This window comes from Salinibacter ruber DSM 13855 (assembly GCF_000013045.1).
Lineage (GTDB): Bacteria > Bacteroidota > Rhodothermia > Rhodothermales > Salinibacteraceae > Salinibacter > Salinibacter ruber.
The window spans coordinates 260491-276935 of the sequence record NC_007677.1 but is presented as its reverse complement, the minus strand read 5'-3'; the positions used below and the strand labels follow the sequence as shown (position 1 = coordinate 276935).

Annotated in this window: 15 protein-coding genes; 5 read left to right on the top strand and 10 right to left on the bottom strand. The window is 60.4% G+C overall.

Translation table 11 applies throughout. The features are described from left to right. Nucleotides 1-9 precede the first annotated feature (9 nt). The 6 genes from SRU_RS15890 to SRU_RS01055 all read right to left on the bottom strand — a co-directional run bounded on the left by SRU_RS15890 (nt 10) and on the right by SRU_RS01055 (nt 3726). Nucleotides 10-498, bottom strand: a complete 489-nt coding sequence (locus SRU_RS15890) for a type II toxin-antitoxin system Phd/YefM family antitoxin (protein ID WP_164923431.1) — start codon at nt 496-498, stop codon at nt 10-12. Then, nucleotides 414-1061, bottom strand: a complete 648-nt coding sequence (locus tag SRU_RS15330) for a glycosyltransferase (RefSeq protein WP_011402985.1) — start codon at nt 1059-1061, stop codon at nt 414-416. The genes SRU_RS15890 and SRU_RS15330 overlap by 85 nt, the downstream gene beginning before the upstream one ends. Next, complete coding sequence (locus tag SRU_RS01070; RefSeq protein ID WP_011402984.1) at nt 1043-2302, bottom strand: RNA-guided endonuclease InsQ/TnpB family protein; 1260 nt, start codon at nt 2300-2302, stop codon at nt 1043-1045. The genes SRU_RS15330 and SRU_RS01070 overlap by 19 nt, the downstream gene beginning before the upstream one ends. A 67-nt stretch (nt 2303-2369) precedes the next feature. Further along, a complete protein-coding gene (locus tag SRU_RS01065) occupies nt 2370-2696 on the bottom strand; it encodes a glycosyltransferase (protein WP_237701822.1) in 327 nt (108 codons plus the stop codon). 321 nt (nt 2697-3017) lie between these two features. Continuing rightward, a complete protein-coding gene (locus SRU_RS01060) occupies nt 3018-3425 on the bottom strand; it encodes a type II toxin-antitoxin system VapC family toxin (RefSeq protein ID WP_011402982.1) in 408 nt (135 codons plus the stop codon). A gap of 61 nt (nt 3426-3486) precedes the next feature. Next, entirely contained in the window at nt 3487-3726 is a 240-nt protein-coding gene (locus SRU_RS01055) for a type II toxin-antitoxin system CcdA family antitoxin (RefSeq protein ID WP_112902809.1), read from the bottom strand. A 372-nt stretch (nt 3727-4098) separates the two neighbouring features. Between SRU_RS01055 and SRU_RS15775 the strand changes: the two genes are divergently transcribed. The 4 genes from SRU_RS15775 to SRU_RS01035 all read left to right on the top strand — a co-directional run bounded on the left by SRU_RS15775 (nt 4099) and on the right by SRU_RS01035 (nt 8101). Next, a complete protein-coding gene (locus tag SRU_RS15775; protein WP_011402980.1) occupies nt 4099-5313 on the top strand; it encodes an RNA-guided endonuclease InsQ/TnpB family protein in 1215 nt (404 codons plus the stop codon). 97 nt (nt 5314-5410) lie between these two features. Beyond that, entirely contained in the window at nt 5411-5803 is a 393-nt protein-coding gene (locus SRU_RS01045; protein ID WP_112902807.1) for a hypothetical protein, read from the top strand. Between the two features lie 785 nt (nt 5804-6588). Then, nucleotides 6589-7170, top strand: a complete 582-nt coding sequence (locus SRU_RS01040; protein ID WP_164923430.1) for a DUF6036 family nucleotidyltransferase — start codon at nt 6589-6591, stop codon at nt 7168-7170. Further along, a complete protein-coding gene (locus tag SRU_RS01035; RefSeq protein ID WP_011402979.1) occupies nt 7148-8101 on the top strand; it encodes a MarR family transcriptional regulator in 954 nt (317 codons plus the stop codon). The genes SRU_RS01040 and SRU_RS01035 overlap by 23 nt, the downstream gene beginning before the upstream one ends. A 192-nt stretch (nt 8102-8293) precedes the next feature. Here the strand turns inward: SRU_RS01035 and SRU_RS01030 are convergent, their stop codons facing one another. Genes SRU_RS01030 through tnpA form a run of 4 tightly spaced genes read right to left on the bottom strand, consistent with a single transcriptional unit; the run spans nt 8294 to nt 10463 of the window. Further along, complete coding sequence (locus tag SRU_RS01030; RefSeq protein ID WP_011402978.1) at nt 8294-8551, bottom strand: hypothetical protein; 258 nt, start codon at nt 8549-8551, stop codon at nt 8294-8296. Next, nucleotides 8548-8814 carry a hypothetical protein gene (locus SRU_RS01025; protein WP_011402977.1) on the bottom strand — a complete coding sequence of 89 codons (267 nt, stop codon included), beginning with the start codon at nt 8812-8814 and terminating at the stop codon, nt 8548-8550. The genes SRU_RS01030 and SRU_RS01025 overlap by 4 nt, the downstream gene beginning before the upstream one ends. A gap of 56 nt (nt 8815-8870) precedes the next feature. Then, nucleotides 8871-10061 carry an RNA-guided endonuclease InsQ/TnpB family protein gene (locus SRU_RS01020; RefSeq protein ID WP_011402976.1) on the bottom strand — a complete coding sequence of 397 codons (1191 nt, stop codon included), beginning with the start codon at nt 10059-10061 and terminating at the stop codon, nt 8871-8873. Between the two features lie 3 nt (nt 10062-10064). Further along, nucleotides 10065-10463 carry an IS200/IS605 family transposase gene (gene tnpA, locus SRU_RS01015; RefSeq protein WP_011402975.1) on the bottom strand — a complete coding sequence of 133 codons (399 nt, stop codon included), beginning with the start codon at nt 10461-10463 and terminating at the stop codon, nt 10065-10067. Between the two features lie 2217 nt (nt 10464-12680). Between tnpA and SRU_RS01010 the strand changes: the two genes are divergently transcribed. Beyond that, the gene (locus tag SRU_RS01010) at nt 12681-16292 is read left to right on the top strand and encodes a PAS domain S-box protein (RefSeq protein ID WP_011402974.1); all 3612 of its coding nucleotides are present in this window, start codon (nt 12681-12683) and stop codon (nt 16290-16292) included. Nucleotides 16293-16445: the final 153 nt, after the last annotated feature.

Genomic DNA, 16445 nt, shown 5'->3' with positions numbered 1-16445 from the left:
GCGACAGGGCTATTTTTCGGGACAGTGGAGATGGCATATTAACAACACTGATCGGGGACAGGTTGCGCAGGGGCAGTGCGGCGCCGTCCCGTGAGTACTCCGGCTGCAGGGTTTCGCTGCGTTCCCAGCGCACTCTGAAAGCACTCGGTCGCGATGCTCCCAGCGCACTCTGAAAGCACTCGGTCGCGATGCTCCCAGCGCACTCTGAAAGCACTCGGTCGCGATGCTCCCAGCGCACTCTGAAAGCACTCGGTCGCGATGCTCCCAGCGCTGTTGTCGAACTGTTTCACTGAGATCCTCCCCGCTCACTGTAACGGAGGCGCGCGACTCTTCTAAAGACGGGAGTGAGTCCTCCCTCGCGACCTCCTTGACTGCCTTGATCTGAGCCACGTCCCGTCCCTTTCGCGTAATCACTATGGGCTCTCCCTCCTCGACGCGGCGGAGCCAGTCCCCAAGCCGGGACTGGAGTTCCTCAACGGGGACGCGAGTCTCAGGCATAACCAGTATTTCTCGATGTTCGGTGACGTAAATTTCATGGACGAAGCTGTATCACCAGCGTTTCTCCCCTTCTTCAACACCCCAAGCCCGGCATTGCCTGAGTACATGACGACAAACTTGTCGTGGATTCCCACCTCCTCCACGAGCGGGTTTTCGTCGTCCGAGATTGGGAAGACCTCCTCCTTCTTGTTCCAGACGGGGATCGTGTGGAGCCGCTCGTCGAGGACGCCCTTCGCCCGAATGCGCTCTTTCATATGCGGCCCCAGGTCGACAGTGAAGGCCGCCCGGCGATAGCTCCAGTCGGTAAGGGCGTAGAGGAGGCGTCCAAGCGGCCCCTCACCGTCGATCATCCCCACAGCGGTCTCGGCCTCCGGGTGCAGGTCCATCGACCAGATGCCGTACGATTGGCCGCGGAGCAGGCGCGCCACGGCCATGGCCACCGGCAGGAGGGGTGGGGTCGTAAGCGACACGACCGCGTCGTAACGGCGCCCCTTGACTTCTCCCCCGGCTAAAGCCGGAGGATTCTTCACGGGCTTCTCTGCCCTTATCCCACGGGTCTGCATTCCTGCCTCTCGGAAGAGGTCTTACGCGAACTCGCCGGGTTACACCGTTGCGGATCAGAGCCTGTCGGCTCGGTTCGCATGTGCGGACGATACCGCACTCCGGTGGGCGAAGCCATCTCGCCAGCTACTCGGAGAGGAGAACCTTTCGGCTTGTCCTGCCCGAGATACTTCTGTCGGATATTGGATGCACCTACGATGTCTCGATGACCCTCAAATCCGCACCCGCAGATATAATCTCTGCCGTGTGGTTTATGCCTATTTCCGCAGGAGGGGCATTCTTGACTTGTGTAGGCTTCACCGACACGCTCCACGGTCATTCCGTGCAGTCGCGCCTTGTACTCAAGCATCTGGACGAACTCGCTATAGGCCCACTGATGAAGCCGCTGGTTCGCCTTCGCTCCGTAGTCTAGACCTTCGCGGATTCCTGTCAAGTTACCCACTACAACCGTTCCGACGCGTCTCTCGTGGAGCGTCTTTATCAGTCGCGTAGACTGCTTGTGCAGGAGATCCTTGATCTGATTCCGAATCTTTTCAAGCTGTTGGTCCTTAGCGCGGACCAGTCGTTTCCATCTTCTGCTTCCGTACTCTTTCCGGTCAATCTCCGAGTCGAGGCGTGCTTGGGCGTGGTTCTGCTGTCGTCGCAAGCTCCGAAGCTCTCTACCGTTGACAGTCCAAGATTCATCTCCGGTATAAACGGCAGCTAGATGAATCTCACCGATGTCGATCCCAGCGGTCTTGGTGCCCTTCGGCTCCTCGTCTTCTTCGACCTTATACTGGCAACGAAGCTCATACTGGTCGCCGTCCCAGCCAATCTCGACTCTTTTCGGCTTCATGTCGGAAGGCCAGTCAATAAGCACCGGATCGTTCCCTCGCCCATTGGAAAGGCGGAGCACACCGTCGTCCCGGAGCTTAATCGCGGAGGACTTCCACTGCACCTTGAAATGCCGCTTCTGCTTGTAGGGCGGGCGTAGCCCCTCATAGGTGCCGCTCTTTTGCTTCTTGCGCCAACTCTGGAGGCTGTCGTAGAAGCTATCTGCCACTGCTTGAGCAGATTGGCTATGCAGCCCGTCGAAGCCTTTGCAGTACATCTTCTGGGCCTGTCCCTTCGAGAGCCAGTAGCCTTGACGGTCAACGAAGCGCCAGTGCCACTTCGTTACGGTAGACCACAGATTACCCGCTCGACGCGCTAAGGCATCAAGCTGATCTGTCCTGCCTAATTTGAGTTTGCGAGTCAGATACATACGCTGGATTGATCTCTTCGAGATCACGAGAAGAGTCCGTGTATGTCCCGGCTAAAGCGCGGGACCTTTACTGCTCTTCTCGCGCTCTACTCAATACTGTAAGCAGGCGCCCCAGCACCTGCAGGAAGTAGCTCGCGTAGTCGGCGATCCGCCCGAGCGTCGCCTCCCGCCCGAAGGCGGTGGTGCGCACGCGGTGGACGTGGACCCCGTTGCGCGTCTCCTCGGCCGGCACGTCCATCTCGCCGGACAAGTAGTGGTCCCGGCTGCAGAGCACGTGCACCTCGAAGCCGTCCGCCGCCAGATGCTCGGCGAGGTCCGTCAGGTGCTGGGCCGTCGACGCCAGGTCTGGCGCGTAGTGCTGGTTGACGAAAAGAAGGGAGGGTCGAGCTGACATGCACTCCGGGAGGCGATTTGACGTATCGGTCAGGGTAGGATTGTGCGGATCTGGAGACGTGTAACGGGCAACGTCAGGTCGCACTTCAACAGTGTGAGTTGACTGCAGAAGCGCTGCCGCGGCGGGCGACGACCGCGTTCATCGGACGGCAGACCGCCGATGAACCCCGAGAAACCGCCGTCTGCGATCCGCCGTCGGCCGTCTTCGCGAGGTGGGCGCAGTTCACAGGGCCCAGCCCATAGACTCGAAATGCTGCCCAACTGCCCAGCGGTCAACGCGGAACGTGTTCAGCTGGAGAACTCCCGTATCTGCTCCTGCCCGCTATTGCTCCCGGGATGTCGGATAGAGCACAACCTCCATCGGCCCCTCGTAGTCGTCGAAGTCGCTGTCGCTCGTATGCACGCGAGCACATCCCACTCGTTCGAGGGAGGCGGCGATGAGCGCATCCGCCATGGGAAGCCCCATCCCCTGCGTGATGCGCGCCGCTCGGTCGAGCACCGCCGTCGGATCGACCGCGGCCTGCTCGAAGGCAACGCCGGCCCGCTCGACCACCGCCTCCGCAAAGGACCGGTCAATGCGTCCGACGAGTCCGTGCCGGGACAGTTCGTAGAGGGTAACGGAGCTGACCGCCGCGGGATCATCCCGTTCGGTGATGGACCGCCACAAGTCCTGTGCGGCCGTCGTTCCTGCCCGCAGTTCGAAGAAAAAGCCAGTATCGAGGCCGTCCATCAATACGAAGCAGCACGTTCAGAAACGGTTTGCCTTCTCCCGCCCTCTGGAGGTCCGGAAACTACTCAAGGGACGGGTCTCCCGATCGGTCTTCGGCGCGGCGCAGTTGCTGATTTTGCTCGTGGATGTCCGGATCGACCGAGCCCTCACCCGCCATGTCCAAGAGCTCCCGGCGGGCTCGGCGCCGTTCTTCCCGCTCGATTTTTTCTGTGAGGGCGTCCGTGACGTACGCACTCACGTTGTCCGTCCGTCGCTTCACGTTTTCCCCCAGATCGTCCGGAAGGCGAACTGTGATCCGCATATGTGTCTTATTTTCTATATGACAGAGCGGATGACATGACGTAAGCATACATCCTCAGCACTCTGTCCGTTCCATGCACACGAGTCCATCGTTGCAAACGGTAGACCTCCGAGTCCGTTTACAGTATTGAGTAGAGCACGAGAAGAGCAGTAAAGGTCCCGCGCTTTAGCCGGGACATACACGGACTCTTCTCGTCCGGCGAACGGGGTGAGCCGGAAACACTTCCGGTTTGAGCCTATGTCTTTGACTGCGGATGTGGAACTCCGAAATCATAGTGCAATTGTGTTGATTGCCCTCGTGAGCAATCGGCAGCCGGGCCTACTATGAGCCCAGTTCCACCTGCCGAGTGCTGCGAGGGTTTTTGTATTTCACATGTATCTGACCCGCAAGCTCAAATTGGGCAAAACAGATCAACTTGACCGTCTTGCTCGGCGGGCGGGCAATCTGTGGTCCACCGTGGCGAAGTGGCACTGGCGGTTCGTAGATCGCCAAGGATACTGGCTCTCGAAAGGGCAAGCCCAAAAGATGCACTGCAAGGGCGTCGATGGGCTGCATAGCCAGTCGGCTCAAGCAGTGGCAGACAGCTTCTACGACAGCCTCCAAAGCTGGCGCAAGAAGCGAGACAGCGGTGACTACGAGGGCCTTCGCCCGCCCTATAAGCAGAAGCGGTACTTCAAAGTTCAGTGGAAGTCTGCCGCAATCCGGCTCCGAGACGATGGCGTACTTCGCCTCTCTAATGGGCGAGGGAACGACCCGGTGCTAATCGACTGGCCTTCCGACACGAAGCCGAAACGAGTCGAGATCGGCTGGGACGGCAGCCAGTACGAGCTTCGGTGTCAGTACGAGGTCGAAGAAGATCAAGAGCCGAAAGGCACCAAGACGGCTGGTATCGACATCGGAGAAATACATCTCGCTGCTGTTTATACCGGGGATGATTCTTGGACTTTCAATGGAAGAGAGCTACGAAGTCTACGGCGACAACAGAACCGCACCGCAGCACGACTCGACTCGAAGATCGACCGAAAAGAATACGGCAGTAGACGTTGGAAGCGATTGGTCCAAGCCAAGGACCGACAATTAGGCAAAATTCGTAGTCAGATCAAGGATCTCCTGCATAAACATTCCACGCGACTGGTAAAGACTCTCCACGAAAGACGAGTCGGAACAGTTGTAGTGGGTGACTTAACAGGGATCCGAAACGGTTTGGACTACGGATCGAAGGCGAACCAAAGGCTCCACCAGTGGGCCTACGGTGAGTTTGTTCGCATGATCGAGTACAAGGCGCGACTCCACGGAATGACCGTGAAGCGCGTTGGAGAAGCCTACACAAGTCAAGAGTGTCCCTCCTGTGGAAATAGGCATAAACCACATGGCAGAGAGTACATCTGCTCGTGTGGGTTTGAAGGACACCGGGACCTCGTAGGTGCATCTAATATCCGAAAGAAGTATCTCGGGCAGGATTCCGTCCGAGTAGCTGGCGAGATGGCTTCGCCCACCGGAGTGCGGTACCGACCGCACATGCGGTGTAACCCGGCGAGTTCGCGTAAGGCCGCCTGTCAGTGGCAGGGATGCAGACCCGTGGGATAAGGGCAGAGAAGCCCGTGAAGAATCTCCCGGCTTTAGCCGGGTGAGAAGTCAAAAGATACTTCCACCCTCCCGTACTGCCCATTCAGTCCTCTACAAGATGAGCATCTACGCCACGCTCTGGGGCCTCAAGTTTCCGCGTGAAGGTCTCGCCCTCCCGGATTGCGATTGGATCCGCGTGACGGCGCAAGGGGTGCCCGCGCACATCGGCGCCCCGACGCCGGGCCTGGGCTACGAAGACGGCGACCCCTACGGCGCATTTCTCCCGCCCCCACTCAAAACCGACGCGCAGGGAGAGCATGAATACATGCGCGCCGTCGTGTTTGTGACCGAGGAGACGACCAAGGGCACCGAGCGCAGCCCGCAGGAGTACGCCGATCCGCTACTAATGCTGACGGGCGAGCAATACGCGACGCTCTCCTTCGGCGAACTCCACCGGCGGCTCTGCGATGCCCTGAAAGACGAGGGGTCCCAACAGCCCTTGCGAGATTAATCACCCGGAGCGGGGATCGGCTGCGGACTGCATCATCCCTCAGCGGGCCGAACTGCTGCGGGCGAAGCTGTCGGGCCTCTGCGGGGCGTCGGCGCAGGCAGTTCCGTCAACTATGTTCTCAGTCGCCGTGCCCGATCATCAACCGGTTCTGCGATGAGCCTACCGGGCGACAAACCGGCAAAAGATGTCCGACGGATTTGCCATCCATCGCTCTACGCACCCCCCTACCACCTCGTCACTAGTGCCGCGTCAACTACTATCTGATGGGTCGGACCCCCGATCTCAAAATTCCCCAAGACCGGCACGTCATCCCGACAGTAGTCGGGACACGCTTCGAGCGCAGTCGAGAAATCTTCTTGAACAGGACCGCCGTCTTCTGGGAGGCTTCTCGACGCTGCTCGAAGCGACTTGCCCTGGGAATTTTGAGATCGCTGGTGACTCGACAAACTGAGCCTGACAGACCACTAGAACATAATTAATTTCTCTAACACAAAACATTACGTGTCGGTGCTTCCCCCGCGATGGGGTCCCAGCGGCGGCTTTCTCAGGGATATACCTCTCGAAGTTGTACCGCCAGACTTCCTGATCTCTCATCTTTGAGATGCCCGATTCCACTTGGAGGACGCTCTCGTTAGCCCGGTCGAGCAAACCCGATTCGCATCCACGACCGACTCTGGGATTCCTTCCTGCGGGGGCATCTCCCCTAAGAAGGAGAGAAGTTGCTATCACCCTCTCTGAGTGTTAGATTATCTACCAGAAATGCCTAGATAATCTGACATTCAGACATGATCGGATCTGACCAGCTCAGGGAGGTTCTCGCTGCGGTGGGGCAGCTCCTCGAAGCAAAGGGCAAAACGGTACGCATTGTCATCGTAGGAGGCGTAAGTCTCAATCTCGCCGGCCTCGTAGACCGGGCAACCGACGATGTGGACGTGATCGCCCGGGCGGAAGAAGACGAGGGTGGTCCCATACTGATTCCTCCGGACCCGATGCCCGACGCGCTCATGGCGGCCGTGCAGCGGGTGGCACGGGACTTTGGACTTCCATCAGGGTGGTTGAATACGGCGGTCGCCAACCAGTGGGAAACGAGCCTTCCACCCTCCCTTGAAGAGAACCTCACGTGGCACCGCTTCGGAGGGCTTCGGGTCGGCGTTGCGGGGCGCCGGCCCCTCATTGCGCTGAAGCTTCTCGCAGCTGTTGATCAGGGAGGCCCTCAAAGTGTCCACTACCAGGATCTGGTCCGATTGAACCCAACCGAGGAGGAACTTGAGGAGGCTCGGGGGTGGGCCACGTCCGAAGACCCATCTCCCATTGTCGCAGATCACATCGACCAGGTGATCCGCCATGTCCGAGATGACATTGAGTAGCCTCAAGGAGCGTTTAGGGGAGATCGGCGCTCGGGCCGCCTGGGCACAGTGGTCCGCGCTCGGAGCAGGCACGCTTCACGAAGGCCGGAGCGCCTCCGCGATCATCGACCCAGAAGCCCTGCTTCTCCTGTCCCTCCACCTGATTCCGGAAGAGCGTCGACTTCGGGACCTTGCGAGATGGTGGGCCGAGGTCGGGTCGGGCCTTTTGAGCGTGCAGCGGACAAAGACGCTCGCAAAGGACTTCCCCCCAGACGTACAGGAGCGCCTCCACGAGTATAGCCGCTGGGCCACCCGGGCCGGGGACAAGCGGTGGAAGAAATACGCCAGTGAGGGAACCAAAAATGACTCCGAGCGAGACCGCAAGGGTCCCGAGGATCCTCAGCTTCGCTCCCCCGCCTCCCTCCTTCTCCAGTTGCGAGCGGGGTTCGGGGTAAGCGCAAAGGCCGACGTTCTTGCCTTCCTTCTGGGAATCGAGGGCCAGACGGCAACGACCAGACAGGCGACTGAGGCCACCGGGTACTCCCGGGCCACCATCAGTGGTGCTCTCGAAGACCTTGTGCGGGCCGATTTCATTGAGAAAAGCGGGGGGCGACCGGCAGAGTACCGGGCGCCTGTTCGTTCGTGGATGGCCCTCCTCCACAGATCCGAAACTGCCGAACAGACTCGAGAGACTGGTGTCCCGAAGTGGAGGTATTGGGCACAGGTCTTTGCCTTTCTGACGCGGGTCCGAGAGTGGGCCCACGAGGCGGAATCTTTGAGCAAGTACATGGCCAGTACCCGCGCCCGCGACTTGTTCGAAGAATTCGGGGGAGCGTTCGACGCGAACCGGATTCAGGTCCCCTCACCCGCGGGACATCAGGGGGCAGAATACCTGGAGGGATTCCAGAACGCCATCGAACGGATTGTCCAGTGGGTGCCGGCGCATCTGTAGAGCCGAGGGGACTTCTCCTCTGGAATGTGCGCTCTCGTCTTTTGTGTATTTTATTCGGGCCCCGAACGGACGGGGCGGTCCCATGATCGCCTGCCGCGGCGGCGCACACGCCTGATACATACATACCGGACCCACAGGGCCAGTCGTGAGCCTTCCTTCTGGATCTGATGGGGAGTCCCAACAAGGAGTGTCTTACGTCGTCTTCTCGTCGTGGGACCGCATCTCAGCCACGATTTCGTCGCACCGGTCCGGCGGCAAGTCGTCGCCGTAGTAGCGCAGAAAGAACTGGACGCAGCGCTCGGTTGGACTGAGGTCCTCGGGGAGGGATGACCAGACGATCGTACGGGCCGTCTGGCACATGGAGATGCCCATCTGGAAGCGCTCCTCATTCGATCGGGCCATGAGTAGGTCCCAATGGAGGTCCTGCATCTGGGGAGTGGTGTCGTTCATGCCAGCCAGCGTTCCGCGAAGTCATGAAGATCCAGTTCTCTCAGCCAGTGCTCCACGTCGTCTTCGTCGTGGTCAGTCGCCAGTAGGTTTCGAACGGCGCGCTCCTGGACCTTGAATCGAGAGTCCTTCGCCCACGCAATTTTCAAAATAATCAGGTCCTCCCTGGGCACAACGTAGACCTTCAGGCTGCACTTTAAAGCTATTGAGTTGATCGCGGAAGTGGTTGCCTTTATGTGCGGCGACCGCGGTCGACGGACGACCACACGGGATGACCTTCGTTGACTTCTCCCCCGGCTGAAGCCGGGAGATTCTTCGCGTTCTACACAGGCTGCCGTGAGGTCCTACGCCTGCTCCGCGAGCTACACGAGAGGTGAGGGCGAAACCTCACTCCCGAGGGGGAAGCCATGACCCCAGGTAGACGGGTCTGATCGTCAGACCCGACATACTTCCTTCGAATGTTCGCAGCACCTACAACGTCCCGATGCCCATGAAAACCACACCCACTGCACGTATAGCTCCGTCCACTCGACTTTTTTCGGTGGCCGCAGTGTGGGCATTCTTGGGACGTGTATGCCTCATCAACACGTTCAACCGTGATTCCAGCGAGCTTGGCTTTGTACTCGATCATCCGAGCAAACTCGCCATAGGCCCACTGGTGGAGGCGTTGGTTCATTTTCGTTCCGTAGCCCATCCGATCACGGATGCCGCGAACATCGCCGATTGCGACCGCAGAGACACCTCGTTCAAGGAGCATCTCCACGGTCTTCCTCGACAATTTGTGAAGGAGATCCGTGATCTTGTTATCGATGTGGTCCAGTTGTTCTTGCTTCGTCTCGACCAGCTTATTCCAGCGATTCGAACCGCGCTCTTTGCGGTCTATCTTCGCGTTGAGCTTGGCCTTGAGGCTGTTCTGATAGTGACGAAGGGCTCGAAGCTCACCACCGTTGACCGTGAAGGCATCCCCGCCCGTGAAGACAGCGGCGAGGTGCTTCTCTCCGAGATCGATCCCGGCAACCTTATTTCCGGTCGTCCGATCAACGGGCTCTGTGTCATACTGAGCACGAACGACAAAACCACCCGAGGTCTTGCCGATCTCGACGGTGCGAGGTTCTTCACGGGCGGGCCAGTCAATCAGAATCGAGTCGTCTCCACGCTTCGTAGACAGTCGAAGCACACCGTCATCTCGGAGCGTGACGCCCTGGTACGTCCATCGGAGTACGTTGTAGGTTTTGTCCGAGCGCTTCGGAGGATCACCCTTCCGGTCGTTGTCATGCCAGGAGTCAATCGCTTCGTAGAACTGCTCTGCAACTTCCTGGGCCGTCTGAGACGGCAGCACGTCGTGACCCTTGCAGTGCCACCGACGCATCGCCGTCTTCGAGAGCCAGTGGTCTTGACGGTCGACAGTACGCCAGTACCACTTGCAGATCGAGTTCCACAGATCCGCAGACGAGCGAGACAGCCGTTCAAGCTGCTCGGTGCCCTCGATATGGAATTTGCGGGTCAGGTACATGCGTCAGGATTGATCTTCGATATACTGCTGGACGACTTGCTCACCCGCTTTGCCGGTCGTGCTGACAAAGTAGGAGCGGGTCCAGAGAGATGGAAGTCTATGCAGATGGTCGAACTCGTCTCGAAGAACGTGAGCACTGGTTCCCTTGAATCGATGGATTACTTGGTAGGGAGCGTGTCGAGTGTCTGCCTGGACGAAGAGATGAACATGATCGGGCCGAATCGCAAGGGAATTGATCTCCCAGTCATGTTCTTCAGCCACTTCATGAAGCACCTTTCCCAAGCGGTTTGCCACTTCGTCTTTGAGAACACTCGCCCGACGTTTAGGGCAGAACACGAAGTGGTACTTCACCGCATGGACGGCGTGACGGCCTCTGCGGTATGGTTCTTTGTTGATTGGCATCACTCAATCAACAGACCCTCATGGCCGGTGTTCCGGGAGAGAAGCCTCACATTGCGTTCGACTTCTCACTGTGAAGGAGTCCGTGTATTTCCCGGATGAATCCGGAGGGTTTACTGCTCCTTCACGCATCCTCAATACTCTAACATGTGGGCTGTGTTACCGTGAGAATCAGCACCTGTCATCACGCTATTCTCTCACGCCGACCCTTCTGCCCATGCCCTCCGCGCTGACCCGACCTGACCGACCCTGAACGACGCACGCTCTGCGATGCTCGCAAGCGCCACGACAAGCCGCATGTGCGGGAACATATGCGGGAACGCGCCGCTGCTCTCTTGAAGATCGACGACGGTTGGTCCAGCCGCAAAGTTGCCCGCGAGGGTCTTTTGCAGTCCCGTACTCCTGCAGTCCCGCGTCCCCGATACTGTCTACACCTCCTGTCACGACTGGCAGGATCACGGAATTGCTGCCTTATACGTCGAGGAAGGCCGCAGGCTTTAGGCCCGCTTTTCCCCTGAGCACAGCCTGGAGGAGGAGGCCCGGGAAGAGGTACTTTACCTGGTGCGCCGCACCCCGCGCAGCGCGGGTCTCGATCGGACGCGCTGGACCTTGGGGCTCCTGCCCAGAACATGGATTCGATCGGAGACATCCCTAAAGACATCATCCGCCCGAGGAGGATTCTCGAAGCTGCTCGGCCGACTGGGCATCTCCTATTGGGCATCTCCTATTGGGCATCTCCTACAAGCGGGGCCTCTCGGCGAATGTGAAGTCCAGATCCAGACTACGAAGAAAAGCGTCAGTACGCCGCTGAGCGGCTTGAGGAGGCCCGTACCGACCCTGATGTGACACTGCTTTATCTCGATGAGTGTGGATACGAGAAGGTCCCCACCCTCAACCCAAGGCTACGAGGCGAAGGGAGAGAAGCAGCCGACCGCTGCCCCATCGCAGAGCTCCAACCAGCAGATGCGCGTTGCGGCCTGCCTGAATGCCACTACCGGGACGGTACACGCTCGCCGGGCCAAGGAGACCGGCTGACAGGTCTTGCTCGATCTCTATCGGGAGGTCGCTGACTGCTACTCGGAAGCTCGGGTGATCTACGTAGTGCTTTGGCAGCTGGCCGGTTCACTACCACGCCGACATCATCGGGAGATTGGAGACTCAACAGTGGCCTTGGCCCTTCAAGGTGCCGGGCAACTGGCCGGAGGTCCCCTCAGGAGCGACAGCCGAAGACCCGCTGCCGATTCAAGTGGTGGGTCTGCCTACGCAGGCACCCTGGCTCAACCCGATTGAGAAGCTATGGCGCTATCTGAAACAGGAAGTGGTTCATCTACATCAAGAAGAGAACTTCGCCCTGCTTCACGACCACGTCGATGCCTTCCAGGGGCGAGTCTCCCTCTTGCGTTCCTGGCACCAAGCGCACACCGTCATCCAAGGTCTTGTCTCACCCGAGAACCGGCACGGGGGCCTGCTGACTAACGGCTATCCAGGTGGCGGCATTCGAACGCGACCAAGGCCGTCCTGTGAAAAGCGTTATCCATAGGCGAACGGGGGGCTGCGCGCTTGAAAATGGATCTTATACGAGTCAGGTCCAGGGCGGCTCCATCGAAGTCGATACCGAGAAGGGAGAAGGCAGCCAGCTTGTCGCCCGGCTCCCTGGAGCCGCCCCCAAAGCTGGTCAGAACAAAGCTGGTCAGAATGGAGACGGACAGCATAGAGATAGGCAGCACGGAGACGGGCAGAACAGAGAAGATAGGTGAACACCGCTAGCGCATCGGCGCCGCACTGGTTGAGGCGAGTGCCGAGTTTTAATTTCCATTGAACGTCGCTTTTGTTGTGTTCTGCTGGGAAAAGAATGGCTTTTGCTTCGAGGGTTGTGCCTTTTCAGCTTCCGCCCTGTCAGGGTTCTACACTGCTGAAGCCCCCTGTTGGGGTTCCGTTCTGTTGGGGCTCTGCCCTATCGTGCGTCTGCCTTGTTGAAAATGCCTTTTGAGGTCGAGAATGCCCTTTAGAGCCGCCTTGGTGCCCGCCCTCAGGAGCTGCCTTCCGGGGTCGCCTTTTGGGTCCGCCTCGGGACGATCTGCTTTGGTAGCCATTGCTTTGGTAGCCAAATTTCTTCTTGGCCTTGACGGACTTGCTTCCTTTTGACAGACTTGCTCCCTCTTAGCAGGCTTGCTTCCGCTTAGCAGACTTGCTTTCTCCTGACGGACTTGCTCTCCCCCAATGGACGCGCTCCCCACTGGCGACCTGAGTTATTTAGCGTATTTGCTTGTCTTCGCGGTCGCGGCGGCCGGGTGCTTGGCCGGGGCGTGGCGGGCCCACCGCCAGGTGTCCCTGCCCGGCGTGCGCCTTGGGCTGACCGGGTTGCTTCTGGCCAGCGGCCTGTGGTCTCTCTGCCACGTCGGGGTGCTTCTCTCCCCGGGGCTCGGCTTGAAGGTGGCCTTCTACGAGGCGGGCCTCACCGTTGGCTTCGGGACCGTCTTCGCCTGGCTTTGGCTCTGCTCTTCGTACAGCGGCCGGGCGCTCCACCGGCGGGCGGGCGTCCGGTGGGCCGCGCTTGGCATATTTGCGGCAGTGACTCTTGCGAAGCTGACCAACCGGTGGCACGGCCTCTACTTCACTGCAGAAATGTCCACAGGGCCGTTTCCGCACCTGGCGGTGGAACACCACGTGATCTACTGGCTCACTTCGGGGCTCTCCTACGCGCTGGCGGGGGTGGGCTTCTGTATGCTGTCCGAGCCCCTGCGGCGAGCGCAGGTGGGAGGGGAGAGGTTGGCGGGCCTGTTCGCGCTGACGGCCCTGCCGCTCGGGGCCAACGCGGTCGGGCAGGCCACGCACTACCTCTTGAACCTGAACCACGAGCCGGTCGGGGTGGCGGCGTTTGCCCTCGGGGCGCTGTTTGTCTACCGGGAACGGTTTGAGAGGACTAGCCAGGCGGGCATCCAGGCGAAGCCGGCCCTGATTCTTTCTGGAGATGGCCGCCTGCGGAACTACAACCGGGCGGCCGCCAAGCTCTTCCCGGCGCTCCGGGGAGGAGCCTCTCAGGAAGAGACCCTTCAGGAAGAGACCCCTCAAAAAGGGGCAACAAGACGCCGCCTGGAGGAGGCGCTGCCCCGACTTGCAAGAGCGCTGGATGGAGGGGGGCTGGGTGAGAAGGTGACAGTCAAGGAGCCGGAAAAGAGAAGAGGCTTGAAAGAGAACGGAAGACGTTCCGGAAAGAAGCCCCCCGAAGAGGACGGAATGCTCCAAGTAACGGCTGGTGGGGGAGAGACCCGGTACTACCGGCCGGTCGAGAGCCAGGCAGGGCCGGGGGCCGGTCGGCTGGTGGTCCTGCAGGACTTGAGCGAGCGGGTGCTCCGGCGCCGGGAGCGGGCCTCTCGCCTGGAGGCGATCTCCGACAGCATGCCGGGCCTGGCGTTTGAGTTCTGGGCGGGCCCCGGCGGGAAGCGCTCCGTCGAATTTATCGGCAAGGAGGCGGAGGCTTTCCTCGGCCTCTCCTCAAGTCCGGAGGAGTTCTACAGGCGGTTTGCAGAGCGCGTCCCGGAGGGCCACCGGGAGGAGTTTCTTCAGTCGGTGGAGGAGGCAGTGGAGGGCCGGTCCGCGTGGCGGCATGAGTTTCCGTTCGAGCGGCCGGATGGAGAGCGGGTCTGGCTTCTCGGGTCCGCGGAGCCGAACTCGGAGAGCAGCCCTGAAGGAGAAGAGGTTGTGTTTTGGGGCACCCTCGCCGACATCACCGGGCGGAAACGGCGGGAGCAGGAGCTAAGGGAGAGCCGGCAGGAGCTGCGCAGGGAGAAGCGGCGCGCGGAGTCAATCACCGAGAACGTCTCGGAGGGCATCTACCGCTCGACGGAGGAGGAGGGAATCGTTTACGCCAATTCCGCCTTCATCGAGATGTTTGGCTACCGGGACCTGCAGGAACTGAGGGAGGCTGGGCCGGAGGCCCTCTACGTAGACCCGGGTCGGCGGGAGGAGCTGATCGAGAAAGAACACCGGGACGGCCGGCTCCACCAGGAGGAGGTGCGCTACCGCCGGAAGGACGGGACGGTGTTTGTCGGCCTGCTCAGCAGCCAGCAAGTTGAGGAAGAGGAGGAGGGGAAGACGTACTTCGACGGGGCCATCACCGACATCACCGAGCGGAAGGAAGAGAGGCGCCGCCGGAAGCAAACGGTCCAGCGGGTCACCGACGCAATTGTCGAGGTCGATTCGGAGTGGCGGTTCACGCTCGTCAACGACCGGGCCGAAGAGTTCTACGAGAAGGCTGAAGACAATTTGCTCGGGAAGAACTTCTGGGACGTGTTTTCTCAGTTCGAAGGGACTCGCTTCGAGGAGGTCTACCGCGAGGTGATGCAGTCTAGGGAGCCGACGGCGATCGAGGAGCAGTATTCAGGCACGGGCGAGTGGTTCGAGGTGCAGGTATACCCAAACGAAGATGGAGGCCTTGCCTTCTACTTTGAGGTTGTTACCGAGCGCAAAAAGCGGGAGGAGGCCCTCCGCGAACGTCAGGAAAAGCTCGAAAGCCTCTACGAGGCGACCAATCACCTGCTTCAGGCCGAGGGCCCGGAGGACCTGAGCGCACGGCTTTCGAGCCTCATCCGGCAGTCGCTCGGCTACCCGGCGACGACCATTCGCCTGGCTAGAGGCGGCAAGCTCGTGCCCGCCCACGTGCCGGATGTCGTGCAGGAGCGGATGCCAGGGCGCCCTTCCTACGACATCGGCGGAGACACGCCTGCGGCCGAGGCGCATAGGTCCGGCGAGACGCGCGCCTTCGAGGACCTTTCTGCCGAATTTGAGGCGATGGACCGCGGTGACGTTCGGGCGACGGCGTACGTGCCGATGGGCCGCTACGGGCTTATCTCCGTGGGCAGCTTCGAGGCCGGTGGGATCGGGCCCTTCGACTTGCGTCTGGTGGAGGTGCTCGGGAGCTACGCCGCCCTCGTGCTGGAACGTCTCAAGCGAGAGGAAGAGCTTCTCACGGCGAAAAAAGAAGCGGAGCAGGCAAGGAAGGAATCTGAAGAGGCGAGGCAGGAAGCCGAGGAGGCAAAAGAGGAGGCCGAGGAGGCCAGCCGCCTCAAAAGCGCTTTGCTCGCGAACATGAGCCACGAGATCCGCACGCCGCTGACCTCGATCATCGGCTTCGCCGAGATGCTGGGGCGGGAGGCCTCCGGGCTGGAGCTCTCGGAGGAGAGCCCGCTACCAGGCTACGCCTCTACGATCGAACAGAGCGGAAAGCGTCTTCTGGAGACGCTGAATGGGGTATTGAACCTCTCGAAGCTCCAGGCCGGGCAGATGGAGATGGAGGCCGGCCCGATAGACCTGCCGGAGCAGGCCCGCCTTGCCGCGGGGGAGCTCCGGCCGGATGCGGAGGAGAAGGGAATCGAGCTGGAGCTGGAGACCGGCGGTGGCCCGGCGGTCCTCGCCGAGGCCGACGAGGGGGGCGTGCAGATCGTGATCCGAAACCTCCTGGCCAACGCGATCAAGTACACCGATGAGGGCGGGGTGACGGTGCGCACCTACCGGGAAGACGGGGATTCCCAAGAGGATGGGCAGGCCGAAAAGAGCGATCAGGTACGAAAGGATAGCTGGGCTGTCTTGGAGGTGGAGGACACCGGCATCGGGATGGATCCGGAGGTGGCCGAGGGGCTCTTTGAGCCGTTTCGGCAGGCCTCCGAGGGCCTCAGCCGGGAGTACGAGGGCACCGGCATCGGGCTGGCGGTGACGAGGGAGGCGGTGGCCCAGATGGGCGGCTCCATCGAGGTGGACACCCAGAAAGGGGAGGGCACTTGCATGACCGTCCGGCTGCCGGGGGCGGAAGGCGGAATACCGACAGGCGATTAGAGTATTGAGGATGCGTGAAGGAGCAGTAAACCCTCCGGCTTCAGCCGGGGGATACACGGACTCCTTCACAGTGAGAATGCGAGTTCAAAACGAGTATTCTCTCCGAAACTCTCCCGGATTGTCTTTCTACACATAACAGTGCTGAAGTCGGAG